22 protein-coding genes are annotated in these 24,765 nt (G+C 56.4%); 12 read left to right on the forward strand and 10 right to left on the reverse strand.

All coding sequences use genetic code 11. The features are described 5' to 3' along the window. Position 1: 1 nt before the first annotated feature. Together PG722_RS02190 and PG722_RS02195 are read right to left on the reverse strand one after the other, a co-directional pair. Complete coding sequence (locus PG722_RS02190; protein WP_270579527.1) at positions 2-910, reverse strand: asparaginase; 909 nt, start codon at positions 908-910, stop codon at positions 2-4. 42 nt (positions 911-952) lie between these two features. Next, positions 953-1,294, reverse strand: a complete 342-nt coding sequence (locus PG722_RS02195) for a winged helix-turn-helix transcriptional regulator (protein ID WP_118753448.1) — start codon at positions 1,292-1,294, stop codon at positions 953-955. A gap of 174 nt (positions 1,295-1,468) precedes the next feature. On the opposite strand from PG722_RS02195, the gene PG722_RS02200 reads away from it, so the two are divergent. Both PG722_RS02200 and PG722_RS02205 read left to right on the forward strand, forming a co-directional pair. Beyond that, positions 1,469-1,864 carry a pyridoxamine 5'-phosphate oxidase family protein gene (locus tag PG722_RS02200; RefSeq protein WP_118760739.1) on the forward strand — a complete coding sequence of 132 codons (396 nt, stop codon included), beginning with the start codon at positions 1,469-1,471 and terminating at the stop codon, positions 1,862-1,864. A 124-nt stretch (positions 1,865-1,988) separates the two neighbouring features. Further along, positions 1,989-3,014 carry a YeiH family protein gene (locus PG722_RS02205; protein WP_118645786.1) on the forward strand — a complete coding sequence of 342 codons (1,026 nt, stop codon included), beginning with the start codon at positions 1,989-1,991 and terminating at the stop codon, positions 3,012-3,014. Positions 3,015-3,037: 23 nt separating this feature from the next. Here the strand turns inward: PG722_RS02205 and PG722_RS02210 are convergent, their stop codons facing one another. The 5 genes from PG722_RS02210 to PG722_RS02230 all read right to left on the reverse strand — a co-directional run bounded on the left by PG722_RS02210 (position 3,038) and on the right by PG722_RS02230 (position 8,668). Further along, on the reverse strand, positions 3,038-3,454 hold the full coding sequence (locus PG722_RS02210; RefSeq protein ID WP_118760740.1) for a YjdF family protein: 417 nt from the start codon (positions 3,452-3,454) through the stop codon (positions 3,038-3,040). Between the two features lie 264 nt (positions 3,455-3,718). Continuing rightward, positions 3,719-4,507 carry a TIM barrel protein gene (locus PG722_RS02215; protein ID WP_118645790.1) on the reverse strand — a complete coding sequence of 263 codons (789 nt, stop codon included), beginning with the start codon at positions 4,505-4,507 and terminating at the stop codon, positions 3,719-3,721. Positions 4,508-4,604: 97 nt separating this feature from the next. After that, positions 4,605-6,266: a solute:sodium symporter family transporter gene (locus PG722_RS02220; RefSeq protein ID WP_270579528.1), complete on the reverse strand. Its 1,662-nt coding sequence runs from the start codon at positions 6,264-6,266 to the stop codon at positions 4,605-4,607. Positions 6,267-6,378: 112 nt separating this feature from the next. Next, entirely contained in the window at positions 6,379-7,389 is a 1,011-nt protein-coding gene (gene iolG, locus PG722_RS02225) for an inositol 2-dehydrogenase (protein WP_118360080.1), read from the reverse strand. A 268-nt stretch (positions 7,390-7,657) separates the two neighbouring features. Continuing rightward, entirely contained in the window at positions 7,658-8,668 is a 1,011-nt protein-coding gene (locus PG722_RS02230; protein ID WP_118753454.1) for a sugar ABC transporter substrate-binding protein, read from the reverse strand. Between the two features lie 527 nt (positions 8,669-9,195). Here PG722_RS02230 and PG722_RS02235 point away from each other — a divergent pair. Then, positions 9,196-10,242 (forward strand): LacI family DNA-binding transcriptional regulator, encoded by a 1,047-nt coding sequence (locus PG722_RS02235; protein WP_270579529.1) that lies wholly within the window; start codon positions 9,196-9,198, stop codon positions 10,240-10,242. A 137-nt stretch (positions 10,243-10,379) separates the two neighbouring features. Here PG722_RS02235 and PG722_RS02240 read toward each other — a convergent pair whose 3' ends face one another. Both PG722_RS02240 and PG722_RS02245 read right to left on the reverse strand, forming a co-directional pair. Beyond that, positions 10,380-12,143 (reverse strand): [FeFe] hydrogenase, group A, encoded by a 1,764-nt coding sequence (locus PG722_RS02240; RefSeq protein WP_118477943.1) that lies wholly within the window; start codon positions 12,141-12,143, stop codon positions 10,380-10,382. Continuing rightward, entirely contained in the window at positions 12,137-13,969 is a 1,833-nt protein-coding gene (locus tag PG722_RS02245) for an NAD(P)-binding protein (protein ID WP_118728740.1), read from the reverse strand. The genes PG722_RS02240 and PG722_RS02245 overlap by 7 nt, the downstream gene beginning before the upstream one ends. Before the next feature lie 171 nt (positions 13,970-14,140). Here PG722_RS02245 and PG722_RS02250 point away from each other — a divergent pair, with 171 nt between their 5' ends. From PG722_RS02250 to PG722_RS02265, 4 genes are all read left to right on the forward strand, one after another. Beyond that, on the forward strand, positions 14,141-14,299 hold the full coding sequence (locus PG722_RS02250) for a hypothetical protein (RefSeq protein WP_270579530.1): 159 nt from the start codon (positions 14,141-14,143) through the stop codon (positions 14,297-14,299). Between the two features lie 47 nt (positions 14,300-14,346). Further along, the gene (locus tag PG722_RS02255) at positions 14,347-14,535 is read left to right on the forward strand and encodes a ferredoxin (protein WP_227600054.1); all 189 of its coding nucleotides are present in this window, start codon (positions 14,347-14,349) and stop codon (positions 14,533-14,535) included. 229 nt (positions 14,536-14,764) lie between these two features. Continuing rightward, positions 14,765-15,784 carry a Gfo/Idh/MocA family oxidoreductase gene (locus PG722_RS02260; protein WP_117750994.1) on the forward strand — a complete coding sequence of 340 codons (1,020 nt, stop codon included), beginning with the start codon at positions 14,765-14,767 and terminating at the stop codon, positions 15,782-15,784. A 309-nt stretch (positions 15,785-16,093) separates the two neighbouring features. Then, complete coding sequence (locus PG722_RS02265; protein ID WP_270579531.1) at positions 16,094-16,945, forward strand: helix-turn-helix transcriptional regulator; 852 nt, start codon at positions 16,094-16,096, stop codon at positions 16,943-16,945. Positions 16,946-17,079: 134 nt separating this feature from the next. Here PG722_RS02265 and PG722_RS02270 read toward each other — a convergent pair whose 3' ends face one another. Then, a complete protein-coding gene (locus PG722_RS02270; RefSeq protein ID WP_330674652.1) occupies positions 17,080-19,989 on the reverse strand; it encodes a heavy metal translocating P-type ATPase in 2,910 nt (969 codons plus the stop codon). A 460-nt stretch (positions 19,990-20,449) separates the two neighbouring features. Here PG722_RS02270 and rsxC point away from each other — a divergent pair, with 460 nt between their 5' ends. The 5 genes from rsxC to rsxA are packed head-to-tail and all read left to right on the forward strand — an operon-like array spanning position 20,450 to position 24,753. Then, positions 20,450-21,862 (forward strand): electron transport complex subunit RsxC, encoded by a 1,413-nt coding sequence (gene rsxC, locus PG722_RS02275; protein ID WP_118477949.1) that lies wholly within the window; start codon positions 20,450-20,452, stop codon positions 21,860-21,862. Between the two features lie 14 nt (positions 21,863-21,876). Continuing rightward, the gene (locus PG722_RS02280; RefSeq protein WP_110435488.1) at positions 21,877-22,890 is read left to right on the forward strand and encodes an RnfABCDGE type electron transport complex subunit D; all 1,014 of its coding nucleotides are present in this window, start codon (positions 21,877-21,879) and stop codon (positions 22,888-22,890) included. A 3-nt stretch (positions 22,891-22,893) separates the two neighbouring features. Continuing rightward, positions 22,894-23,502: an RnfABCDGE type electron transport complex subunit G gene (locus PG722_RS02285; RefSeq protein ID WP_118477951.1), complete on the forward strand. Its 609-nt coding sequence runs from the start codon at positions 22,894-22,896 to the stop codon at positions 23,500-23,502. A 15-nt stretch (positions 23,503-23,517) separates the two neighbouring features. Next, positions 23,518-24,141 carry an electron transport complex subunit RsxE gene (gene rsxE, locus PG722_RS02290; RefSeq protein ID WP_110435486.1) on the forward strand — a complete coding sequence of 208 codons (624 nt, stop codon included), beginning with the start codon at positions 23,518-23,520 and terminating at the stop codon, positions 24,139-24,141. A 21-nt stretch (positions 24,142-24,162) separates the two neighbouring features. Continuing rightward, positions 24,163-24,753: an electron transport complex subunit RsxA gene (rsxA, locus tag PG722_RS02295; protein WP_110435485.1), complete on the forward strand. Its 591-nt coding sequence runs from the start codon at positions 24,163-24,165 to the stop codon at positions 24,751-24,753. The last annotated feature ends 12 nt before the right edge of the window (positions 24,754-24,765 follow it).

Genomic DNA, 24,765 nt, shown 5'->3' on the forward strand with positions numbered 1-24,765 from the left:
CTTACAATTCACCGCACATGAGTGCGCCGAGCGCGTCCTCGAAGGTACGGCTGCCGAGAGAAATCGCACCGAGTGCTTCGGCACGGCGTCCAACCTCGTATTTGTGCAGGTGTACGCCGCCTTCCGGGCACTGCGTGGTGATATACACGCGCGTGCCGCTTTGGATCAGATCACGCACGGCGGCTTCTAAACGGGCGGGTACGCCGCCTGCGCCGAAGGCTTCGAGTACGACCTTGGGGTAGCCGAGCAGCACGGAGAAGAATGACGGATCAAGATCAGGTGTCAGGCGCACGGGCAGAATGTGGGTGTCGATTTGTTCTACGAGTTTCGGTTTGCCGGAGGGGACAGGCGCAGGTGTGTTCCAGTGTACTTCACTCTCACGGATTTCGCCTGCCGGTGCGGCATTTGCCGAGAGAAATGCGTCAATCTCGGTCGAATGCTGCTTAAAAACGTGGCTGCCGTGCAAAATCTGACCGTTCATCACGGCGTACACGCCTACGCGTCCGTCTGCCGCAGTGCGGAACGCATTCAGCAGATTGCGCGGCGCATCCGAGTCCGGCACGCCCATCGGCAGCATGGAGCCGGTCAGCACGAGCGGCTTATCGAAATGCGGCAGCAGGTGGGTGAGCAGCGCAGCGGTGTATGCGAGCGTATCCGTGCCGTGCGTGAGCACAAAGCCGTCGAATTTCTCGCGGTTTTGCCAGACCGCCTGGGCCATGCGCTGACGGTCGGCGGCGGTCACGTCGGTCGAGTCCAGCTGCATGAGATCGAGCGTTTCGACTGTGCACAGCGCAGACAGTTCAGGCAGTGCGCCGAGCAGCGCGGTGCCATCCAGAGCAGGGGAAAGACCGCGTTCGGTCTCGCAGCACGCAATCGTGCCGCCGGTGGCGATCATTAAAATATGAGGCATGATTTTCCTCCTGAAAGTTGTTTTTACGGATAGAAAGCCGGATTAACGGCACTGTGCCTGATAATTTTCTCCCCATTTCCACAGGGCGTCCATCACGGGTTTCAGACTGTACCCGAGTTCGGTCAGCGTGTATTCCACGCGCGGCGGCACCTCGGCATAGACCTTGCGTGTCAGCAGACCGCTCTGCTCCATCTGACGCAGCTGTGCGGTCAGAACCTTTTGCGTGACGTGCCCGATGGACTTTTTTAGTTCGCCGAAACGCAGGGTGCCGTTCATCAGGTCACGCAGGATGAGCACCTTCCATTTATCGCTGATGAGCGTCAGCGTGGTCTCGACAGGGCAGGCGGGCAGTTCCTGTTTTGCAGTCGATTCGGTCAGTTCCATGAGAAAAACCTCCTTGTTAACGCGATTTGCGCCAATAGTATCTTTTGGGTAACTACACCACAATATTGTGCTTACTTTACAGATTGTCACTACGGCTTTATTATAGAATCACCGAAAGGGAAAAGCAATCCCAATATAGAAAAAGAAAATAAAATCTTCATGGAGGTATTTATCATGAGCAAGGTCGTAGAATTTCTGCAGGCGAATCCGGTACAGTATCTGGCAACCGTAGGCCGTGACGGCAAGGCAAAGTGCCGCCCGTTCATGTTCTCGGGCGAGATGGACGGCAAGCTGTGGTTCTGCACGAACAACACTAAGGACGTTTACAAGGATATGAAGGCAAATCCGGAGATCGAAATCTCGGTTTCCAGCCCGGAGTACGCATGGATTCGCCTGCACGGCAAGGCTGTTTTCGAGAACAACATGGCTGCCAAGGAGATGTGCATCGCAAATCTGATCGTCAAGAGCCAGTACGGCGAGGCGACCAACCCGATCTTCGAGGTGTTCTATCTCGAGGATGCACACGGCAGTATCGCTGATTTCTCCGGGAATCCGCCGTATCAGTTCTAAACTGTCCCAATCAGCCTGCAAAGCACCTGCAGGCTGATTTCTTTTGCCCTTTGCCGAACTAAGTATTGAACTGCGCCGCCGAGATAGTGTATACTGATATTCGGTTTAATAAGGGGGTCAAACAATGGATTTCATCAAGAAAAACGGCGCCGGACTGCTGCTGTGTCTGTGCATTGCGATTCCGGCATGGCTGCTGGGACAGGCGGTGCCGGTTGTCGGCGGACCGGTATTCTCCATCCTGATCGGCATGGTGCTCACACTGTTCTGGAAGAACAAGACCAAGGTGCAGCCGGGCATCGGCTTTACATCGAAAAAGGTGCTGCAGTACGCGGTTATCCTGCTCGGCTTCGGTCTTAACCTGTCCGAGATTGCCAAGGTCGGCGCACAGTCGCTGCCCATCATCGTTTCAACCATCGGCACCTCGCTGATCGTGTCGTTCGTGCTGTGCAAGGCAATGAAGGTGCCGTCCAATATCTCGACGCTGGTCGGTGTCGGCTCGTCCATCTGCGGCGGCTCGGCAATCGCGGCAACCGCTCCGGTCATCGGTGCGGACGATGAGGAGATCGCACAGGCCATCTCGGTCATTTTCCTGTTCAACGTCATCGCGGCGCTGACCTTCCCGACGCTCGGCGGCATGCTTGGCATGACCGACCACGGTTTCGGCCTGTTTGCGGGCACGGCGGTCAACGATACCTCGTCCGTAACGGCAGCCGCTTCCGCGTGGGACGGTATCCACGGCAGCAATACGCTGGAAATCGCCACCATCGTCAAGCTGACGCGCACGCTGGCGATCATCCCGATTACGCTCGTGCTAGCGCTGTGGCGCACCCACAAGGCCAAGACCGAGCAGAGCCAGGGCGGCGAAGCCTTCTCGCTCAAGCGCGCGTTCCCGATGTTTATTTTGTACTTTGTGCTCGCGTCCATCATCACCACGGTGTGCACCACGGTCGGCGTACCGGCAGGCGTGTTTACGCCGCTCAAGACGCTGTCCAAGTTCTTCATCGTTATGGCGATGGCGGCTATCGGCATGAATACCAATATCGTAAAGCTGGTCAAGACCGGGGGCAAGCCGATTTTCATGGGCTTTTGCTGTTGGGTCGCTATTGCGTGCGTCAGCATTGCAATGCAGCATTTGCTTGGTTTTCTCTAAGCGGAATGAAAAAGCACAAAGGACTAATGTCCTTTGTGCTTTTCGCGTTTTTGCTGCTGTTTGAGTGCATAAAGCCGTTTGGCCTCGGCTTGTTTGCGCGCACGGCTTCGGCGCTTGCGCGCCTGCTTGTTCTGCTCCTGCTGGAGCTGCAGTGCCTGCTGCGATTTGGTGCCGATGCCGATTGGCGCGGTCTGCCGTCCGGCTTCCCGCTGTGCCCGTTTGGGATTGCGGTGTGCAGGCTTTACGGCAGTCTCAACAGCCGGACTGAATGGCAATCGGTAGTAGTGCCACAGCAGGTAAATCAGCAGCTCCGGCTCCTTCGGCTCTGCGCCGAAGGTTACCTTTGCCACGGATAACCTTCCGTTTTCGATCCGCTCGAATACACCGACCCAGAACGGGTCCTCAAAAAATACGGTCAGTCTGCCAATTACTTTGTCCATTGTTTTTCCCTCCTGAAAAATAAATGAACAAAGAATGGACAACCCGGAGGGGCAGGTTACTTACCCTGCAAAAGCAGGACGGCCGGGCTACCTACCGGCTCTGGTGCACGGAGTGCACGTTGCGTTTTTATCTTTGCAGTTTTATTATAGCATGGAAATGCAGGATGCGGTTGAAGATTTTGATTTGCGAATTCGAATGCCTGCCTCATAGCATAACAGAAGTCCCTGTACCATACAGCACAGGGACTTGAAAGAAAGAGAGATTTAGGCGTTTTCCATGATGGCCTTAACAGCAGCTGCGGTATCGGTCAGCGGGAACAGCTCATAGCCGACACGGCCGGTGTAGCCGCACTCCTCGAGGTGACGGATAACCTTCTTATAGTTGATCTCACCGGTGCCCGGCTCATGACGGCCCGGAGCATCGGCAACGTGAATGTGGCCGAAGGTGTCGCCGTAGTTGGAGATGGTATCGCAGATGCAGCCCTCGTTGATCTGCATGTGGTATACATCATACAGCAGCTTGAGACGCGGAGAGCCGATTAGACGAACGATTTCAGCGCCCATCTGGGTGGTAGCGAGGAAGTTGCCGACGTGGTCGGTGGTGATGTTCAGCGCCTCGAGGTTGAGGTTGATCTCTTCCTTCTCGGCCAGCTCAGCGCAGGCGAGCAGCGTGTCGTACATCGAGCACAGCTTTACGGTGTGGGACAGGTTGTCGTAGTGGTTTACTACAATGCCGCCGTCACCCAATGCGTTGGAGTGGATGGTAACGCTGGCTGCGCCAACCTTCTTAGCCGCCGCGATGGACTCCTTCAGGTAGTCCAGATACTTCTGCTTGTGGGTCGGGTCTACGAGCGAGTAGTCCGCATCGCCGTTGAAGCCGGAAATGGCAATGCCGGCCTTCTCAGCAGCCTCGCGGGTCGCATCCAGATCGCGGATACGCCAGTCCCAGAACTCTACGGCCTCAAAGCCGTCGTTCTTTGCAGCCTGGAAACGGTCGAGCCAGTCCAGCTCGGTGTAAAGGGTATCAATGCAAGCGCATTTTCTCAGTGCCATAATAAATTACCTCCAAATTTTCTTGTTTCGGTTGTCTTACTCTTTTAAATTGATGATACATCAAGCGCAGCGGATATGCAACGCTGTTTTCCAAAAATTATGCTCCGATGCCGAGCGGCGAGAATGCCAGATAAACCAGCACAACGCATACGATAACGATCACGCTGACGATATTGCGGTACTTCCACGGCGTCAGGTCTACCGCGCCGACGTCCTGCTGTACCCAAACCTCAGCACCCTTGCGCTTATTGTGACGGTGCATGAGGTACATGATCAGCATTTCAAGCGGCCACAGAACGGATACGGCGTACAGATAGTGCATGGTGCCCTCGTTGCCGCCGAACAGCGAATAGCTGGGAGACAGGAGCATGAAGCCGCCATAGCAGATGATGTGGAATACCATGATGAAGCGTGCGCTGTACTTCGGCAGGCAGTTGAAGAAGAAGCCGCCGAATACACCGGACAGGACCGGCAGACCGACCAGCATAACGAACGAATCGAGGAAGGTCTTGAGTCCGGCAGGGAAGAAGTAGACCATCGGACCGACGATCATCGAGAAGATCGCGAACACAATGCCGATATTTTTGCCGACCGAGACCAGCTTTTTATCGCTGGCGTTCTTGTTGATGAATTCCTTGTAGATGTCCATCGTGAACATGGTGTTGACCGAGTTGAGCACCGAGTTGAACGAGGATAGGATCGCGCCGAACATAACGGCTGCGAAAAAGCCCATGATCGGCTGGGGAACAACGCGGGTGATCAGTGCCGGATATGCGTCATCCATCATGGATACCTGCGTGCCCTCGATGTTGAAGATCGCGTAAGCGATAACACCCGGCAGCGCGAGGAACATAAAGCCGAGGATTTTCAGGAACGCACAGTAGAGCGCACCCTTCTGTGCCTCCTTGAGGTTTTCAGCAGCGAGCACGCGCTGGATGAACGACTGATGCGTGCACCAGGACTGGAAGCCGAGGAATACCAGACCGAGGAACACGGTCGGCCACGGAACCGCCGGTGCTTCGCTCTGCGCGGGTGCGATGGAGTTGAGCATATCGGCGTGGTTGTGGATCAGGTAGCGCACGCCGTCCATGATGGCAACGCCGCTGTCGCTGCCGGAGGCATGGCCGAGCACGTTGAGCGCGAGGAACGGGATCATCAGTCCGCCGATCAGCAGACCGACGCCGTTGATGGTATCCGATACCGCAACCGCTTTCAGACCGCCGAAGATGGCGTAGATCGAACCGATGATGGTGATCAGAATGCAGAGAATAACGATAGACTGGAACTTGGTAATGCCGAGCGTGCCGGACAGGTTGAAAATGTTTTCAAATACCAGCGAACCGGAGTACAGAATGACCGGAATCTGCACGAACAGGTACAGAATAATGTACGCGATGGAGAACCACAGCTTGGTGGGTCGGTCGTAGCGCTCGCCGAGCAGCTGCGGAATGGTGGTAATGCCGCTTTTCAGGTAGCGCGGCGCGGCAAACAACGCCAGCACGATCAGCGCGGTGGCTGCCATGACCTCGAATGCCATCGGGCTCATGCCGATCGCCCAGGTCTGTCCGTTTGTACCGACAAGCTGCTCTGCGGAGAGGTTGGTCAGCAGCAGCGAGCCTGCAATGACAATGCCCGGTAGACCGCGTCCTGCCAGAAAATAGCCGTCGGCGGTGGTCTGGTCATCGCCCTTGGTCTTGACGTAGGAGATGACCGCAACTAAAATCGTAAAAAATACAAAGGTTACGCAAGTGAATATCATTTTCTCTGTTCTAACTCCCTCAATTTGTAGAAAAAAACCGTTGGTGCATAGCGCACCAACGGTTTTAGCACATTGCTTAGACTGTGTGCGTGGTGTGAAAATGAAGCTGTGATTAAGCCTCGATCTCGGAGATCTTGACCGGGCGGCCCTCATGCAGCGACTTGGTAGCAGCTGCTGCCATCAGTACCGGATACAGACCGTCCTCGCCGGTAACCGGAGTCTCCTTGTCGTTGATAACGGCATCTGCGAATGCCTGCATTTCTGCAACGAATGCGCCGGTGTAGCGGTCCCACATTACCTTGTAGGCTACGCCGTGTACAGCGCCGTCTGCGGTGGACAGAACAGCGGTGTTCGGGGTGTCGTTCTGGTCCTCGGCACAGCCTTCGGAGCCGAATACCTCAACGCGCTGGTCGTAACCGTAAACTGCCTTGCGGCTGTTGTCGATCACGCCGATCGCGCCGTTTGCGAACTTGAGGGTAACGAGCGCAGTGTCAACGTCGCCGGCCTCACCGATGCCCGGATCGACCAGAACGGAACCAACTGCATTTACCTCGGTAACTTCGCTGCCTGCGAGGAAGCGGGCCATATCGAAGTCATGGATCATCATATCATAGAAGATACCGCCGGAAACCTTAACATAGGATACCGGAGGCGGCTCCGGATCGCGGGAGGAAATCTTGATGATGTTGACCTTGCCGACCTTGCCGTCACGAACCATGTCGTATACTGCGCGGTGGTTGTGGTCGAAGCGGCGGCAGAAACCGATCTGCAGCTTTACGCCGGCTTCCTTGGCTGCGTTGATAGCAGCGTGAACCTTCTCCAGATCATAATCGATCGGCTTCTCGCAGAAGATGTTCTTGCCTGCGTGAGCAGCCTCGATGATGTACTTGGAATGGGTGTCGGTAGAGGAGCAGATGAGAACTGCCTCGATCTCGGGATCGTTCAGAATGTCGTTTGCGTCCTTGGTGGTGTTCGGAATGCCGCAGGACTTGGCAAATGCCTCGGTCTGCTCATTCATAAACGGGTCAGCGATGGTCTTGATCTCCATCTCCGGTACGAACATGGAAATGTTCTTTGCGTGTACCTTACCGATACGACCCGCACCGATAATACCTACTTTCATGGGTGTTCCTCCTTAAATGAACATTTGGAATAAAAAGAGAGGTTTGTATGAAGCGTTGGAGCGCGTTTCCATACATAATTTCCGCCGCAGGCGGTATTAAATCGTGAAGGCGTTGCCTTCACAAAAAAACGCGGAGCATGTATCTGCGTTTTTTTACAAGTAAGAAAATCGGTGTGCCGCTGTGCGACGCGCTGATTTTCGCCCGGGAATCATCCGCGGCAAAGCCGCGGTGTTTCCAATCTCCTTGAAATGCGTGCATTTCAAGGAATTATTTCAGCCAGTTTGCGAAGTTGTCCAGGCGAGCCTGTGCGTTGTCCTTGGTGATGATCTCGGTGCCGGTGTCTACGTCGCCGTACTCCTCGCCGTTCAGGATCTTCACGATGGTCTCAACTGCCTTGTAGCCGATGTCGAAGTTGTTCTGTGCAGCGGTCATGGTCAGCTCACCGTTCAGAACGGCTTCTACTGCGGACTTCTGGCCGTCAAAGCCGAGGAAGATGGTTTTTGCATAGTTCGGATTGTCCTTTGCGGTACGGGCAGCTGCCAGCGCCATATCGTCGTTGTTGGAGCAGATGATGGCAACGCCTTCCGGATACTTGCTCATGATGCCTTCCATCGCGGTTACAGCGAGGTCAGCGGTTGCGTTAGCGTACTGGGTCTCTGCATCAAGGAACTCGCCGCCGGCTTCGTTTACGCCTTCGCGGTAGCCTTCCATGCGGGCGGTGTTAGTTGCGTCACCCTGAACGCCTGCGATCTCGATGCACTTGATATCGGTCCAGCCGGCTGCCTTTGCAGCTTCAACAGCGGCCTTGCCGCCCTCCTTGGCTGCTTCCTTGTTGCCGGTGCCGACGAATGCGAGGCACTTGTCGGAATCAATGCGGGTATCGTATGCTACGACCGGCTTGTCGGTGTTTGCGATAGCGGTTGCAACAGCCTCGGACTGCAGCGGAGCGATCAGGTAACCGTCGTAGGACTCAACCGCAAGGTCGGTCTGGATGGTGTTGAGCTGCTCCTCGTAGTAGGTCTCAGCCGGAGGACCCTTGATATCCAGGCTGACCTGATCCGGATGCTCATCCTCATAAGCCTCTGCGCCTGCCTGAACGATGTTCCAGAACTCGGCAGCGTTGGTCTTGAGCACCATGCTGATCTTGTACGGGCCGTCATGGGTGGAGGCGGTGTCGCCGCCGTCGTTTGCTGCAGAAGAATCGGTGCTGCCGCCGCAAGCGGTCAGGCTGAGTGCGAGGGCGCTGGTGAGCAGGGCTGCTAACAGTCTCTTTTTCATAGTGAGTCTCCCTTTCTTTTCTCGTTTTTCTTCTCGTGTCTCTCTTTCAACACTGTGCGTTTGTGTGCTCTGTGCCGTTTATGTGCTTATTATAGCGAGCGGGTATGGGAATGTCAACAGGCAATTTGCCTGTGTAAAAATCGTAAAAATGGGAATAACATCAAAATTAGTGAATAAAATGCGTGAAAAATGCGTATAAATTGAGAAATGCAAAACAAATGTGCGAAAAATGAGGATGGTCACAAGGTTTGGTGTGTGCAATTGTATATGTCGCACAAAGCACACATTCTGTGAAAAACACAGAATATCGCACATAGGTTTGGAAAAAATGAAAAATAGAGCATAAAACACCGAATATATCGGGAAATTCGTACCGAAAATTATATGTGCAAATGCACAGAAAGAAGGAAAGCACAGATTGCGTCTTCACAAAGCACAGAAATATGGTATAATAAGCACAGAGAAAAGAAACATTGCAGAGAGATGCAGGATAGTATAAAGAGCAATTACGAAAAAGGTGAAGGATTATGAACAAAAGACCAACCATTCAAACGGTTGCCGAGCTTGCGGGCGTCTCCCGCGGCACGGTAGACCGTGTATTAAATAATCGTTCGTATGTGCGCGCGGATGTGCGTGCGCGCGTGCTGAACGCCATTCAGGAGACTGGTTATCTTTCTCCGAAGGAGGCACATCGGCAGGCCGCAGAGGCAAAGCTGCCGCTCAAACCTGTGCGTTTGGGTGTGCTTTTGCCAAACTGGAGCGGCCCGTTCCACGAGGATGTCCCGAGAGGCATTCAGGCTGCGCGTTCTGAGCTGGAAAAGCGCGATGTCGAGGTGCGTGTGTGCACTTGTGATACAGATATTCCGCGCGAGACCATCGAGCTGCTGGACGAGCTGGTAAACTGGGGCGCGCAGGGCATCGCACTGTGTGCATTAAATGATATTTCGATCGAAGCACGCATCGGAGAATTGGCCGAACAGGGTATTCCGTGCATCACGTTCAACTCTGATCTGCCGAACAGCCGCCGCTTGTGCTTTGTGGGTCAAAATTACGCACAAAGCGGCCGTATCGCCGCCGAGCTGCTCAGCAAGTGCGTGCCGAAAAACGCGCGTGTGCTGGCGATGGCGGGCAATCTGGAGTACGACGGCCACCGAACCCGTTTAGACGGCTTCTGCGAGCATCTAAAGAAAAAGGGCTTCTCTTCCTCGCAGATCGAGATTGAGGAGACCTATAACGACTACCGTTTGACCTATAACCGCGTCACGGCAGCACTGCAGTCGGACAATCCGCCGGCGGCCATCTATATGGCAAACCGCAGCGTTACCGGCTGCGTGGACGCGCTCAAAGCTGCAGGCATGGATCAGCAGGTGCGTGTAATCGCACATGATATGTCGTTGCGCCGCAAGCAAATGCTGCTCGAAGGCTCGCTTGATCTGACCATCACACAGGATATGTTCCGGCAGGGCAGCCAGCCGCTGCGCCTGCTCGCAGACCTGCTGCAGAAGAATATTCAGCCGGAAAACAGTAATAAGGGGTCGGAAATTTCCATTATCTGCGCACAGAATATCGAATAACGCAAAAAAGACGCTGTATCAAGCTGATACAGCGTCTTTTTTGCTTGTTCGGGGTGTTTTTGCCGTTATGCGATAAGAACTCCGCCAAATGAGGCGGGCTGAGGGCAGCCCGCCCTACGGGATTGCAGAACCGGCTTTTATCGCGGATTCTGCGGCATCTGCCATGCGAAATGGTCGCAATGCAGCAGCTCCTCCGCTCTGTGCGAGCACGGCTCATCCAGATACTCGCGGTACAGCGCCTGAACCGCCGGATTTTCATGCGAAAAACGCAGCGGTGCATTCTGATCGAGTCGGAACAGAACCTTGCCGCGGTCGGCGGCCTTTTCGCGGTCGGTGCCGTCCACCGGCTGACCGCCGCCGCCGGCACAGCCGCCCGGGCATGCCATGATCTCCACAAACTCATAGTGTACCTCACGGCGCTGCAGCGAGCGCAGAAGCTGACGCGCGTTGCCCAGTCCGCTCGCTACCGCGCAGCGCACAGTCCGGCCTGCCAGCTCGAACGTCGCTTCGCGCCACGGCAGCGGAGAGATCGTGCCGTCGTCACGTACCTCGCGGAACGCATCCGGCGACGGATTTTCGCCGGTGGTGAGGAAGTACGCCGAACGCAGCGCAGCCTCCATGACGCCGCCGGTCGCGCCGAAAATAACGCCTGCGCCGGTGCCGTCACCCAGCGGAGAATCAAACGCGGATTCCGCGATGTTTTCCACATCGAGGTGCTCGGCACGCGCCATGCGCGCCAGCTCTCGGGTGGTGATGACCAGATCGACATCGCTGCCGTGACCGGCTGAATCCATGCTCGGCAGCTCACGCTCGGCCTTTTTTGCGATGCACGGCATGATGGAGATGCTGTAAATTTTGTCCGCGTCTACGCCGAGATTGTGCGCCAGCCAGGTCTTGCCGACCGCGCCGAACATCTGCTGCGGCGACTTGGCGGTGGACAGGCGGCCGGTCATTTCCGGAAACTGCGACTTCAAAAAGCGCACCCAGCCCGGGCAGCACGAGGTAAACATCGGCTGGTTGTCCAGATCACCCGCCTGCAGGCGCTGGAGCAGCTCGGTGCCTTCCTCCATGATGGTCAGATCGGCGGAAAACGTGGTGTCGAACACATAATCCGCGCCTAATTTGCGCAGAACGGACACCAGCTGACCGACGGTTGCCTTGCCGGTCGGCATGCCGAAGGCTTCGCCCCATGCAGCGCGCACAGCCGGAGCAATCTGCACAATGGTCACGCGGTCCGGATCACCGAGCGCAGCATACGCCTTCTGCGTGTCATCGCGCTCGCGCAGAGCGCCGGTCGGGCAGTGCGTAATGCACTGACCGCACAGCGAGCAGTCCGCCTGCTTGATCACGCGGTTTTCCGAAACATCAATGGTGGTGCGCGCACCAGAGCCGCTGATATCCCAGACGGACAGCGACTGCACCTTGTCGCATACCTGAATGCAGCGCATGCACTTGATGCACTTATTTACATCGCGGTAGAGCGGGAACGTGGTCGTCCAGTCGGCCTTTTTGCCGTGTGCGAGGTCGGTGGGGTAGGAAACACCCAGAATGCCCATATCGTTTGCGATCTTCTGCAGCTGGCAGGTGCCCGAGCGGATGCAGGTCGCGCACTTGTTGTCGTGCTGCGAGAGGATAAGCTCCATATTGACGCGGCGCGCCTCGAGTGCACGCGGAGAATTGGTGTGGATGACCATGCCTTCGCGCACGACGTTGTTGCACGAGGGAACCAGCTTGCCCTCGCCCTCTACCTCAACACAGCAGACGCGGCAGGCGGAGATTTCGTTCAGCTCTTTTAAGTAGCACAGGCTGGGGATTTCGATATCGACAGAGGCGGCGGCATCCAGAATGGTGGTGCCTTCCGGTACAGTCACCGGAATAGAATTGATCGTCAGATTTACCATTTAGAAGAACGCCCTCCCTTGAAAATACCGTAGCCGAAGTGATCACAGCGCAGACAGCGGGAGGTCTCCTGATGAACCTCCTGCTCGGTCATGCCGCACTTTACCAGATCAAAGTTGCCGACGCACTCCTCGGCGGGTCTGCTGCGCAGTTCGATGCGGCCGCAGGCCGGCATATTGGTCAGATGCGGTGCCGGAATCTCAACATCGCTCTTGATAACGTGACGGAAGCCGAGGTGCGCGTCAATGTTGGCCGCAGCCACCTTGCCGGCGGCTACCGCGCGGATAACGGTCGCCGGACCGGTAACAGCATCGCCGCCCGCGAATACATGCGGGGTGTTCGGCACGAAGGCGTCGGACTCGGCCTGAATCTTGCCGCGCACGACCGGAGCGATCTGCTCGAACGGCTTTGCGTCGATGGACTGGCCGATGGCTACGATAACGACATCGCACGGTGTGCGGAGCAGCGGCTGATCAGCGTCGTAGGGACGCGGACGACCGTCCTTGCCGTAGGAGCCGATGACCTGCGGACGCGTCCACAGAGCGGTAACGCGGCCCGTTTCATCGGTTTCGATGTGATCGGGTGCCTGCAGCGAGAGAATCTGGCAGCCTTCGCTCTGTGCTTCCTCGATCTCCTCAGCGAGCGCGGTCATATCGGTCACGCGTCGGCGGTAGACGCACGTTACTGCGGAGGCACCGAGACGGATTGCGGTTCGGGTTGCATCCATCGACACGTTGCCGCCGCCGATGACGCAGACGCGCTTGCCCTTGAAGTCCGGCACGCGGCCCTCGCCGATGTCGCGGAGCAGCTGCACCGCGGAGTGTACGCCGACTGCGTCCTCGCCGGGAATGCCGATCTTCTTGTCGTTATGCGCACCGATGGAGATGTAAACCGCGTCGTACTGGTTCTCAATCTCAGCGAACGAAATATCGCGGCCGATGGAAACGCCGGTGTGCACCTCAATGCCGGTGGACAGGATGAAGTCGATATCCGCATCCAGCTTGTCCTGCGGCAGACGATAATCCGGAATGCCGTAGCGCAGCATGCCGCCGAGCTTGGGACGCTGGTCATAGACTACGACCTGGTGACCCATCAGCGACAGGAAATACGCCGCCGACAGACCGCCCGGTCCGCCGCCGATGATGCCGATGCGCTTGCCGGTCGAAGGTGCGGAATCCGGCGGCGTGGTGTTGTCTGCGTGGTCGCACGCGAAGCGCTTGATGCCGCAGATGTTGACCGCATCGTCCACCATGCTGCGGCGGCAGTGTGCCTCGCACGGGTGCTCGCAGACATAGCCGCATACGGTCGGGAAGGGGTTGTCCTTGCGGATCAGGCGCACGGCGTCATTGTAACGGCCGGCACGCACGAGTGCAATGTAGCCCGGAATATCCACTCCGGCCGGGCAAAGTGCCACACACGGCACCGGATGATCCCAGCCGAACAGACAGCGGCCGCTTTCCACATGGGAGAGGTAGTCATCGCGGAAGCCCTGCACGCCCTGCAGAACCATGCGGGCAGCCTCATAGCCGATGGCGCAGTCCGCCGTATCCTGAATGACACGGGCGGTTTTCTCGATCAGGTCAATGGTCTCCGGTGTTGCGGTGGAGTCCAGCACCTGCTCGAGCAGAGTGGTCAGCTGTCCCAGACCGATGCGGCACGGAACACATTTGCCGCAGGTCTGTGCATGGCACAGACGCAGGAACGACAGCGACATATCCACCGGACACAGACCCGGAGGACTGGCGCTGATGCGCCGCTCGATATCGCGGTACAAGCCGGCAATGACGGTCTCAGCCTTGCCCGGCGTTTCAATGGATAAACGACTCAAAAAAGTCCCCTCCCTTTCTTGTAAAAACATATAAAAAATAATAGAACTTTTGGGCGGATAAGTCAATTGCAACTCAGTGATTTTGGAGAAAATACCAATAAAAAGCTGCTTGCAGTGGCAGCTGGAGGACGGATATGCTATACTGCCAGAAAAGAGAAGGAGAGCGAAGCTATGCGTATCATCAATTTCGGTTCGCTGAATATAGATAAGGTATATCAGGTGGAGCAGTTTATCCGGCCGGGACAGACCATCACCGCGAAGGACTGCACCGTAGCTGCGGGCGGCTTCGGCGGCATCCGCCATCGCTGTCTCGCGCGCAGGAACGCATAAATCATCGGAAACGGGACAAACTGAATCTCCGAAAGGAGTGTATCGGTATGCACGTTACAATCGAACGAGGCGGCTGTATTTCCTGCGGCCTGTGTGAAGGAACCTGTCCTTCCGTGTTCCGCATTGCGGAGGACGGCCTTGCCGAAGTCCATCATCAGCCGGAAACCGCAGAGGAGCAGGCGGGCGCGCAGGAGGCCGCAGGCGGCTGTCCGGTGGCCGTCATTCATGTCAGCTGAACAACGTAAGCGTAAAGGCGGACCGTCGGGTCTGCCTTTTTGCATCGACCGCAAGAATTTGAAAGTTTGCCCGAGAGCCCCGCTCATATCCCGCAAATAGGGGCGTTCTTTTCGCAAGAATGCTCTGTTTTTTCAGCCCCCGAAACGCTACAATAGAATCATCCAATGGAGAGCGGCAAAACCGCCGCGTAAGAGAGAGAGAGTTACATATAAAAGGAGAGAATATACCATGAAAACTGTTAAGGTTGGTTCGGTAGGTCTGGGTCGTCTGGGTTATGAGCACGCGAAGAACCTTGCAACGCAGGTTCCGGGCTGCGAACTGGCAGCCATCTGCGACGTAGATGCAAACCGCGTAAAGGAAGTTGCGGCAGAGCTCGGCGTGCCGAATACTTACACCGATTTTGAGGAAATGTGCAAGAATCCGGAGCTGGACGCGATCGTTATCGTTTCCCCGTCCTTCCTGCACTGCCAGCAGATTGAAATTGCCATGAACCACGGCAAGCATGTGTTCTGCGAGAAGCCGCTCGGCACCGATGTTGCACAGTGCAAGGCTGCCGAGAAGGTCATCGAAGCACATCCCGACCTGATCTTCCAGCTTGGCTTCATGCGCCGCTTTGACAAGTCCTACGCCGAGGCAAAGCGCAAGATCGACAACGGCGATATCGGCAAGGTTGTTCTGGTTCGTTCCTACACGCAGGACCCGCGCTCCACTATCGAGTCCACCCTCAAGTTTGCACCGCACTCCGGCGGTCAGTACCTCGATATGTGCGTGCATGATATCGACCTCATCCGTTGGTTCACCGGCTCGGATGTCAAGAATGTATGGGCAATCGGCGGCGTATTCGAGTTCGACCTGTACAAGGAGCTGAACGATGCGGACAATGCAGCTGCTACCATCCAGATGGAGAACGGCGCAATGGGCTTCATGTTCACCAACCGCACCCATGCCGCAGGCTCCAATGTCGAGACCGAGATTATCGGCACCCACGGCACGCTGCGCATTGCAAACGTCGGTGCAAAGAACCTGCTGAATATCGTGGACGAGCACGGCTCCCGCGAGGAGTATTATCCGGACTTCATGAGCCGCTGGCACGAGGCTTTCGTAGCCGAGATGGTTGCCTTCACCGGCCATGTCCGCGACAACACCAAGCCGGCTGACCTCACCGTTTATGACGGCACCGCCGTTTCCGAGGCTGCTTACCGCTGCAAGGAGTCCTTCGAGACCGGCAAGATGCTGCCGATTCGATAAAATCAGCATAGAGAAAGCCTGTCACTGTAGTGGCAGGCTTTCTGTTATCCGCGGCCCTGCCGGACCGCAGCGGGCGAAGCGCTGCATTGAGTTTTCATCGCAGGAGCGCTATAATAAGTTTATCTGATTATATGTACCGCGATCTGACAAAGGGCAGTATCGCCAAAGGTTTGATCTGGTTTGCGCTGGCAAGCCGGTCGGTGAGGTTGGTATCCGGATTGCTATCCCGACCGGCTGGTTTTTCGCGGATACTATCTCCGCCGCAGAAAGGCGCTTTTGCCGCAGAATTGAGGAAAAAGGAGCGTTTTTATGATTCAATGCTTTGTGAAAAAGGAATATGAAGCACCATTCGGCCTGACGCAGATGCCGCGTCTGTTTTCGGTCAGCCGCACAGATGAGAAGGCGTCGGCACATCCGCGTGTTATGCACGCGCATGACGATTTAGTGGAAATTGTACTCGTGCGAGGCGGCGAGAGCCGCTATTTTGTCGGCGGCACGCCGTATGAGGCACGCCGCGGCGATCTGTTTATCTTCAACAGCCGCGTCGTGCACGATGAGCCGTCCGGACCGGATCGTCCGGTGGCAACTTCGAGTCTGGCGCTTGGCGGACTGGCTGTGCCCGGACTGCGTGAAAATACGCTGATCGCGGAGGATTCCTGTCCGGTGTGCCGCCTGACCGAGCCGCAGACCGTGCGGCTGGAGCATCTGTACGACATGCTTTACGATGAACTGACCGAGGGCAACGACGACGGTGCACATCATCTTCTGCTTGCGATCCTGACACTTGTGCAGCAGTTCCGCGCGACCGCAGCCGAGGGCAGCACGCACAGCGGCAATGCCTTTGCACAGCGCATCAAGGATTACATCGACAAGCATTTTGCGGACGAATTTTCTCTGCAGCAGATGGCGGATGCGCTGCACGTCAGTCCGTACTATCTGGCGCATATCTGCAAGGAAGTGACCGGATATTCGCCGCTGCAGTATGTTCTGCGCCGCAGGATTGGCGAAGCGCAGACGCTGCTCATCACAACTGATTTGCCGGTAACGCGGATTGCATCGCAGGTGGGGTATGACAACCCGAGCCATTTCAATGCGCAGTTTTCCAAGGCGGTTGGTATGGCGCCGAGGACTTTCAGAAAAGAGTATGTTTTCCATAAGTAACCGCTGCGCAGGCGAGTTCCGTTCGCCTTTCAGGCGGAAACCCTGCGTATCAGCACAGACTATATGGTATACAAAAGGCTCCTATTCCAACCGGAACGGGAGCCTTTCTATATAAGAGGTACAAAGAGTATGTGTTATTCGGTCTTCATATACAGCATGCGGATCGAATTGAGCACGCACAGCATAGCCACGCCGGTATCGGCGAATACGGCCAGCCACATGGATGCGATACCGAACAGACCGAGGATCATAACGAGGATCTTGACCGCGAGTGCAAACACGATGTTCTCCTTGGAGACGATATTCGCCTTGCGGGCGATCTTGACCGAGATCGGGATGGAAGTCAGGTCGGCATTCATGAACACCACATCTGCGGCCTCGATTGCCGCGTCTGCGCCGCTGCCCATTGCCGCGCCGACGTCTGCACCGGCGAGTACGGGAGCATCGTTGATGCCGTCACCGACGAACATAACTGCACCGCGCTTCTCGCGGATATCGGTCAGTGCCGACAGCTTATCCTGCGGGAGCAGGCGGGCACGCACTTCGTCAATGCCGACTTCCTGCGCAACCGCGTCCGCACTGGCCTGACCGTCACCGGTCAGCATGGCGGTGGTGAGTCCCTGCGCCTTCATGCGGCTGATTGCGGATTTGGCATCTGCCTTGATGGTATCGGAAATGTCAACATGACCGAGGAAGTGACCGTCCATCGCCAGCAGCACTTCCGTGCTGCCCGGGGTGCCGTGGTAGCCGGAAAGGTCGATGTTATTGCGCTCCATCAGCTTTACGTTGCCGCAGAGTATGGTTTTGCCTTCCAGCTCGGCGGAAATGCCTTCGCCGGCCTGCTCGCGGATGTTCTCAACCGTTGCACCAACGGCAACAAGAGAAAAGTCGCCGGCCTTTGCCGCGGACGTTTTGCGCTCCTCGTAGGAGTTGATGATGGACTTGGCGATCGGGTGGGTGGAAGCGCCCTCGCAGGCGGCAGCCAGCCACAGAAGCTCATTCTCATCGAGCGGAACGCCCTGCGCCGGAACGACCTTCTGTACTACAAAGTTGCCCTTGGTGATGGTGCCGGTCTTATCCATAACAATAGTTTTAACGTTATTCAGTGCTTCCAGAGAAGCGCCGCCCTTGAACAGGATACCGCGTCTGGAGCCTGCGCCGATGCCGGAGAAGTAGGTCAGCGGTACGCTGAGCACCAGTGCACACGGGCAGGAAATTACAAGGAAGGTCATCGCGGTGTAGACCCACTTGTGCCACTCGCCGGTAACAAGGCTCGGGATAATGGCGGTCAGCAGGGCAATCGCAACAACAGCTGGGGTGTAAACGCGGGAGAAACGGGTGATAAAGCGGTCAATCTTCGGCTTGCGGGCCGCTGCATTCTCCACGCTGTCGAGAATGCGCTGTACCATGCTCTCAGCGAGAATGTGGGTGACGCGCAGCTTGATCGCGCCGTCGGTGTTGACACAGCCGGAGGTTGCCTTGTCGCCGACAGCGACACGAACCGGAACCGGCTCACCGGTGACAGCCGAGGTATCCAGACGGCTTTCGCCTTCGACAACCTCGCCGTCCAGCGGAACGCGGTCGCCCGGGCGCACCAGAACAATGTCGCCCTCCTGTGCGTCCTCAGCAGGAATAACCTCGATTTTGCCGTTGTCCTTGACCAGATTTACCGTCTCGGGACGCAGGTCGATCGCGTCCATGATCTGCTTGCGCGAACGGTCAACCGCACGATCCTCAAAGTATTCGCCGACACGGTAGAACAGCATAACGCCGACGGCCTCGTCGAACGAGCCGACTGCCCATGCACCGATGGTTGCAACGGCCATCAGGAAGTTTTCGTCAAATACCTGACCGCGGCCGATGTTCTTGACAGCCGTCAGCAGGACATGGCGGCCGAGCAGCAGGTAAGCCGCGATGAGCAGCACCAGCTTGACAGCCATGGCCGGAATGAGCAGACCGGCAACGAACAGCGCTGCACCGATGAGCATTTCGGCAAGCGGATGGCTGCTGCTCTCTTCCTTTTCCTCCTCGGGAGCGATTACCTTGACTTCGCTCTCGATATTTGAGCAGATTTTACGGATTTCGGGAAGCAGTGCATCAGGATTGTCGCCCTTGACGCGCAGCTGCTTGGTCTCGTAGACCAGCACGCAATCGTCGATGCCGTCCAGCTGGCTGATCTGGTGTTGCATTTTCGCAGCGCAGTGTGCGCAGCCGAGGTTTTCGAGCGTGTAAACGCGCTGACCGTCCTTGCCGTAGTGCTTGGGCTTGGGTGCGATGACCTTGGCTTCACTCTCAATGCCGGAGCAGATTTTGCGGATTTCAGGCAAGAGCGCATCCGGATTTTCGCCGGTTACGCGCAGCTGCTTGGTCTCAAATACGAGAACGCAGTCCTCCACGCCCTCGAGTTCGCTGATGCGCTGCTCCATTTTTGCCGCGCAGTGTGCGCAGCCGACATTCTGCAGCGTGTACACGCGCTTGACGCTGTGCGCGCCGGCGGCGTGCTCGTGGTGGTGATGCTCGTGCTCCTCATCCTCATCGTGGTGGTGATGGTGTCCGCAGCCGCAGCCGCAGTCATCGCCGTGGTGATGGTGGTGATGCTCGTGCTCCTCATCCTCGTCGTGGTGGTGATGATGTCCGCAGCCGCAGCCGCAGTCATCGTCATGATGATGGTGGTGCTCCTCATCCTCATCGTGGTGGTGATGGTGACCGCAGCCGCAGTCGCAGTCATCGTCATGATGATGGTGGTGCTCGTGTTCATCCTCATCGTGATGATGATGATGTCCGCAGCCGCAGTCGCAGTCATCGTCATCGTGGTGATGGTGGGGATGCTCGTGCTCCTCATCCTCATCGTGGTGGTGATGGTGTCCGCAGCCGCAGCCGCAGTCATCATCGTGCTCGTGATGGTGATGCTCGTGCTCCTCATCCTCATCGTGATGGTGATGGTGACCGCAGCCGCAGTCATCATCGTGCTCGTGATGATGATGTTCGTGCTCATGCACTTCTTCATTTAATAAGGTATCCTCATGCTTGTGTTCGTCTGCCATTTCGGATCGCCTCCTGTCGGTGATAGTCAATAATATATGAACGATTGCTCATATGTTCATGTATTCATATTATAACCGAAGAAAGGGAAAGTCAATAGCGGTATACGAAAAATGTGCACAAAAGGCAGGAGGCAAAACTTCGCATTTTGCGCGCATTTCAGCCGGTTTTGCGAAAAATGCAAGCCGGAAAGGGAATACCTGCATCCGTCTAAACTGACCGAACCCGAGCGTTATTCACAAAGAAAAAGCGGATAAAAATGATAGACTTAACAAGATGTACAAAGTTTCCCTGTATTTTATTCGATTTTTTTTTGCTTTTGGTCTTGCCAATACTGTACAAAAACCAGTATAATCTATACTGTAAGGCTATGCTTCATGCGTAGCCAGCCAATTTCTGAAGAAGAGGAAGCCGGGCGCGCGTCCGGTTCTTCTTGCGCAAAATATTAGAGAGGTGAAAGAAATGGCGTATTCGTTCCGTGGCGGCATACACCCGGGTACTCACGCAGACCCGGGCTATAAATCCGCGACAAACACCAAGCCGATCGAGAAGCTGGCATTGCCCGATGAGGTAATCCTGCCGGTTTCCATGCACATCGGCGCACCGGCAAAGCCGATCGTTTCGGTTGGCGACACCGTGGACCTGGGACAGCCTATCGCGGAAGCCGGCGGCTTTGTCAGCGCTCCTGTCCATGCTACCGTTTCCGGTAAGGTAAAGGCAATCGAGCCTCGCCTGCATCCGAACGGCAGCAAGGTTCTGTCCATCGTAATTGAAAATGATGGCGAGGACCGCAAGCACGAGTCCGTGCATCCCTACGACTTCGCTTCCATGAGCAATGAGGAGCGTATCGAGTGCATCCGTTCTGCCGGTATTGTCGGCCATGGCGGTGCAACCTTCCCGACCCATGTCAAGATCCAGTCCGGTATCGGCAAGTGCGACACGGTCATCATCAACGCTGCAGAGTGTGAGCCGTACATCACGTCCGACCATCGCCTGCTGCTCGAGCGTCCGGAAGAGACCATCGGCGGCCTGAAGATGCTGGCCGACATCATGGGCGTACAGACCGCGATTATTGCAATCGAGGAAAACAAGAAGGATACCTTCGCCAAGATCGAGGAGCTGATCGCGGACGATTCCCGCCTCAAGCTGTATCCGCTGGCCTGCAAGTACCCGCAGGGCGCTGAGAAGCAGCTGATCAATGCCTGCACCGGTCGTGAAGTTCCGTCCGGCAAGCTGCCGGCAGACGCCGGCTGCGCGGTATTCAACGTAGATACCGCAGGTGCGGTTTACCGCCGCTTCACCACCGGCATGCCGGTCATCCGCCGTATCGTTACCATCTCCGGTTCTGCTGTTGCTGAGCCGAAGAACCTCGAAGCACGCATCGGCACCCCGATCGAAAAGCTGATCGATGCCTGCGGCGGCTTCAAGGAAGCTCCGAACAAGCTCCTTGCCGGTGGCCCGATGATGGGCAACGCCCAGTTCTCTCTGGATGCCCCGGTTGTCAAGGGCACCAACGCATTCCTCGCCTTTGCAGGCAATGAGGATAAGCGCGTTAAGGATCCCCAGTGTATCCGCTGCGGCAAGTGCATCAACGCCTGCCCGATGCACCTCCTGCCGATCTACATGAATGTATACGGCAAGCAGGAGGATCTGGACAACGCCGTTGACTGCGGCATGATGGACTGCATCGAGTGCGGCTCCTGCGCTTATGTCTGCCCGGCTCGTATCCCGCTGGTTGCACAGTTCCGTCTGACCAAGGGCAAGATCCAGGCAAAGCGTGCTGCAGAGCGCGCCAAGGCTGAGGCTGAGAAGAAAAAGGCCGAGGCGGAGGCTGCTGCAAAGGCAGAGGCTGAAAAGCCCGCAGAGAACAAGTAAGGAGGAAAACGAAAATGGCTTATGATCTTAGCAAAGTAGTCGTAACCTCCTCGCCGCATATCAAGGCGGATGATGACACCCGGAGCCTTATGCTCGATGTGCTCATCGCACTTGTTCCGGCACTGGCGGTTGCAGTTTACACCTTCGGCGCTCGTGCGCTGATCCATGTTGTTATCGCAATGGTGGCAAGCCTTGTGTTTGAGACCATTTACAACAAAATCGTTCATCACCCGAACACCGTAGGCGACCTGTCCTGCCTGGTTACGGGCGTACTTATCGCATTCAACATTCCGGTTGCAGCTCCGCTGTGGCTGAGCGCTTTCGGTGCTCTGTTCGGCATCATCGTTGTTAAGATGCTGTTCGGCGGTATCGGCAAGAACTTTATGAACCCGGCACTCGGTGCCCGTGCGTTCATGATGGCATCCTGGGCCGGTTTCATGACCACCTGGACTGCTCCGCATGCAAACCTGCCGCTGTTCGGCAACGTAACCGTTACCGACGCGATTTCCACCGCAACTCCGCTGGCTACCCTCAAGACCGGTGCTGTACCGGCTGACACCGGCCTGCTGGAGATGCTGCTCGGTCAGACCGGCGGCGTTATCGGCGAGACCTCCGCGCTGGCTCTGCTGGCAGGCGGCGTTTACCTGCTGTGGCGCAAGGTTATCACCATCAACATTCCGGCAGCTTACATCCTTACTGTTGCTGTCATCACCTTCCTGTTCCCGCTGTCCGGCGATGTTTCCCGCGTACAGTGGATGCTCAGCCAGGTACTGTCCGGCGGCCTGATGCTCGGCGCGATCTTCATGGCTACCGACTACGTTACCAGCCCGGTTACCCCGAAGGGTCAGATCATCTTCGGCGTTGGCTGCGGTCTGCTGACGGTATTCATCCGCTACTTCGGCGGTCTGCCGGAGGGCGTATCCTACTCCATCCTGATCATGAACACGCTGGTTTGGGCAATCGACAAGAAGACCCATCCGCGCAAGTTCGGCTATCAGCTTGACAAGGCTAAGAAGGAGGCGCAGTAAATCATGGATAACAGCAAAAAGGAAGGCGGCATCGTACAGCTTGTCGTCGTACTGGGCCTCATCACGTTCATCTGTGCACTGCTGCTGGGCGTTATCAACGGTGTAACCGCGGATAAGATCACCCAGAACGGTATCGAAACCCGCAACGCAGCAATGGCAGAGATCATCCCGGACGCTGATTTCGAGGATCTCGGCACCGCACTGTCCGCTGAGGACGTTGCAGCCGCTGGCGTAACCCTGCCGGCAGGCCGTACCGCTGCTCAGATCGACGGCGTTTACAAGGCAACCAAGGACGGCGAAGAGATCGGCTACTGCGTACAGGTAGAGCCGAAGGGCTTCGGCGGCAACCTGACGATGATCGTCGGCATCAATGCGGACGGCACCGTTGCAGGCGCAAAGGTAACCTCTCACGCTGAGACCCCGGGCCTCGGTGCGAAGAGCCAGGCAGACCCGAACTGGATCACCCAGTTTGCAGGTCAGACTGCTGACGGTCAGCTCAAGGTGACCAAGGACGGCGGCACGATCAATGCGATCACCGGCGCTACCATCACCTCCCGTGCTGTAACCGACGGCGTTAATACTGCGGCAGCATATGTCGCTACTCTGGGTTAAGGAGGAAAAGCCACTATGAAATTTTCTGAACAGCTGAAATCGGGCGTTATCCTCGATAACCCGGTTTTCATGCAGACGATCGGTCTTTGCCCGACGCTGGCAACCACTACTTCTCTGCAGAATGCGATCGGCATGGGCGCGGCGGCTACCGTCGTTCTCATCTGCTCCAATATCGTTATTTCCGCGATGCGCAGAATTATCCCGGATAAGATCCGTATCGCAGCATTCATCACGATCATCGCAACCTTCGTAACCATGATCGACCTGTCCATGCAGGCATTCCTGCCGTCGCTGGCATCGTCTCTTGGTCTGTTCCTGCCGCTGATCGTAGTAAACTGCATCATCCTCGGCCGTGCCGAGGCGTATGCTTCCAAGAACAAGGTTCTGCCGTCCGCACTCGACGGTGTTGTAATGGGTCTGGGCTTCACCTTCGCTCTGGTACTCATGGGTTTCTTCCGTGAGCTGCTCGGCGCAGGCACCATCCTGTCCGGTTACGTTAACGGCGTAAACGGCATCGCAGTTCCGTTCTTCCACTCCAACCCGATGGTCATGATGATCCTGCCGGCCGGCGGCTTCCTCATGATGGGCTTCATCCTGGCTGCGATCCAGAAGATCATGGCTCGAAAGGAGGACAAGTAAGTGTTTAATTTACCTGCCTCTATGGGTTTGACCGATATCCTGTCGCTCGCAATCGCGGCAATCCTGGTCAACAACTACATTCTCGTTCAGTTCCTCGGCTGCTGCTCGTTCTTCGGCGTATCCAAGAAGACCGACACCGCGCTCGGCATGGGCATGGCGGTTATCTTCGTTATGGCGATCGCTTCCGCAGCATCCTGGGCTGTACAGTACTTCATTCTCGAACCCCTGGGTCTGGGCTACATGCAGACCATCGCGTTCATTCTCGTAATTGCAACGCTGGTTCAGTTCGTCGAGATGTTCATGAAGAAGGCTATGCCGTCGCTGTACTCTGCGCTCGGTATCTTCCTGCCGCTGATCACCACCAACTGTGCGGTGCTCGGTGCTGCTAAGACCAACATTTCCAACAGCTATTCTTTCATCGGCTCTCTGGTATACGGCGTTGCAGCCGGTGTCGGCTACACGCTGGCAATCGTGCTGTTCGCTTCCATCCGTGAGCGTCTGGACGCTACTTCCAAGTGCCCGAAGTGCTTTGAAGGCTTCCCGATCTCGCTGGTTGCAGCAGCGCTGCTGGCTATGTCCTTCATGGGCTTCTCCGGCCTGTCGATTTGGTAAGGGAGGACACAA

The sequence above is a fragment of the Butyricicoccus sp. OF27-2pH9A genome (assembly GCF_027693185.1).
Taxonomy (GTDB): domain Bacteria; phylum Bacillota; class Clostridia; order Oscillospirales; family Butyricicoccaceae; genus Agathobaculum; species Agathobaculum butyriciproducens.

Excerpts from the sequence above, each read along its gene's own strand:
- PG722_RS02190 (WP_270579527.1), bottom strand. The coding sequence starts at position 910 with ATGCCTCATATTTTAATGATCGCCACCGGCGGCACGATTGCGTGCTGC.
- PG722_RS02195 (WP_118753448.1), bottom strand. The coding sequence starts at position 1,294 with ATGGAACTGACCGAATCGACTGCAAAACAGGAACTGCCCGCCTGCCCT.
- PG722_RS02200 (WP_118760739.1), top strand. The coding sequence starts at position 1,469 with ATGAGCAAGGTCGTAGAATTTCTGCAGGCGAATCCGGTACAGTATCTG.
- PG722_RS02205 (WP_118645786.1), top strand. The coding sequence starts at position 1,989 with ATGGATTTCATCAAGAAAAACGGCGCCGGACTGCTGCTGTGTCTGTGC.
- PG722_RS02210 (WP_118760740.1), bottom strand. The coding sequence starts at position 3,454 with ATGGACAAAGTAATTGGCAGACTGACCGTATTTTTTGAGGACCCGTTC.
- PG722_RS02215 (WP_118645790.1), bottom strand. The coding sequence starts at position 4,507 with ATGGCACTGAGAAAATGCGCTTGCATTGATACCCTTTACACCGAGCTG.
- PG722_RS02220 (WP_270579528.1), bottom strand. The coding sequence starts at position 6,266 with ATGATATTCACTTGCGTAACCTTTGTATTTTTTACGATTTTAGTTGCG.
- iolG (WP_118360080.1), bottom strand. The coding sequence starts at position 7,389 with ATGAAAGTAGGTATTATCGGTGCGGGTCGTATCGGTAAGGTACACGCA.
- PG722_RS02230 (WP_118753454.1), bottom strand. The coding sequence starts at position 8,668 with ATGAAAAAGAGACTGTTAGCAGCCCTGCTCACCAGCGCCCTCGCACTC.
- PG722_RS02235 (WP_270579529.1), top strand. The coding sequence starts at position 9,196 with ATGAACAAAAGACCAACCATTCAAACGGTTGCCGAGCTTGCGGGCGTC.
- PG722_RS02240 (WP_118477943.1), bottom strand. The coding sequence starts at position 12,143 with ATGGTAAATCTGACGATCAATTCTATTCCGGTGACTGTACCGGAAGGC.
- PG722_RS02250 (WP_270579530.1), top strand. The coding sequence starts at position 14,141 with ATGCGTATCATCAATTTCGGTTCGCTGAATATAGATAAGGTATATCAG.
- PG722_RS02255 (WP_227600054.1), top strand. The coding sequence starts at position 14,347 with ATGCACGTTACAATCGAACGAGGCGGCTGTATTTCCTGCGGCCTGTGT.
- PG722_RS02260 (WP_117750994.1), top strand. The coding sequence starts at position 14,765 with ATGAAAACTGTTAAGGTTGGTTCGGTAGGTCTGGGTCGTCTGGGTTAT.
- PG722_RS02265 (WP_270579531.1), top strand. The coding sequence starts at position 16,094 with ATGATTCAATGCTTTGTGAAAAAGGAATATGAAGCACCATTCGGCCTG.
- PG722_RS02270 (WP_330674652.1), bottom strand. The coding sequence starts at position 19,989 with ATGGCAGACGAACACAAGCATGAGGATACCTTATTAAATGAAGAAGTG.
- rsxC (WP_118477949.1), top strand. The coding sequence starts at position 20,450 with ATGGCGTATTCGTTCCGTGGCGGCATACACCCGGGTACTCACGCAGAC.
- PG722_RS02280 (WP_110435488.1), top strand. The coding sequence starts at position 21,877 with ATGGCTTATGATCTTAGCAAAGTAGTCGTAACCTCCTCGCCGCATATC.
- PG722_RS02285 (WP_118477951.1), top strand. The coding sequence starts at position 22,894 with ATGGATAACAGCAAAAAGGAAGGCGGCATCGTACAGCTTGTCGTCGTA.
- rsxE (WP_110435486.1), top strand. The coding sequence starts at position 23,518 with ATGAAATTTTCTGAACAGCTGAAATCGGGCGTTATCCTCGATAACCCG.
- rsxA (WP_110435485.1), top strand. The coding sequence starts at position 24,163 with ATGGGTTTGACCGATATCCTGTCGCTCGCAATCGCGGCAATCCTGGTC.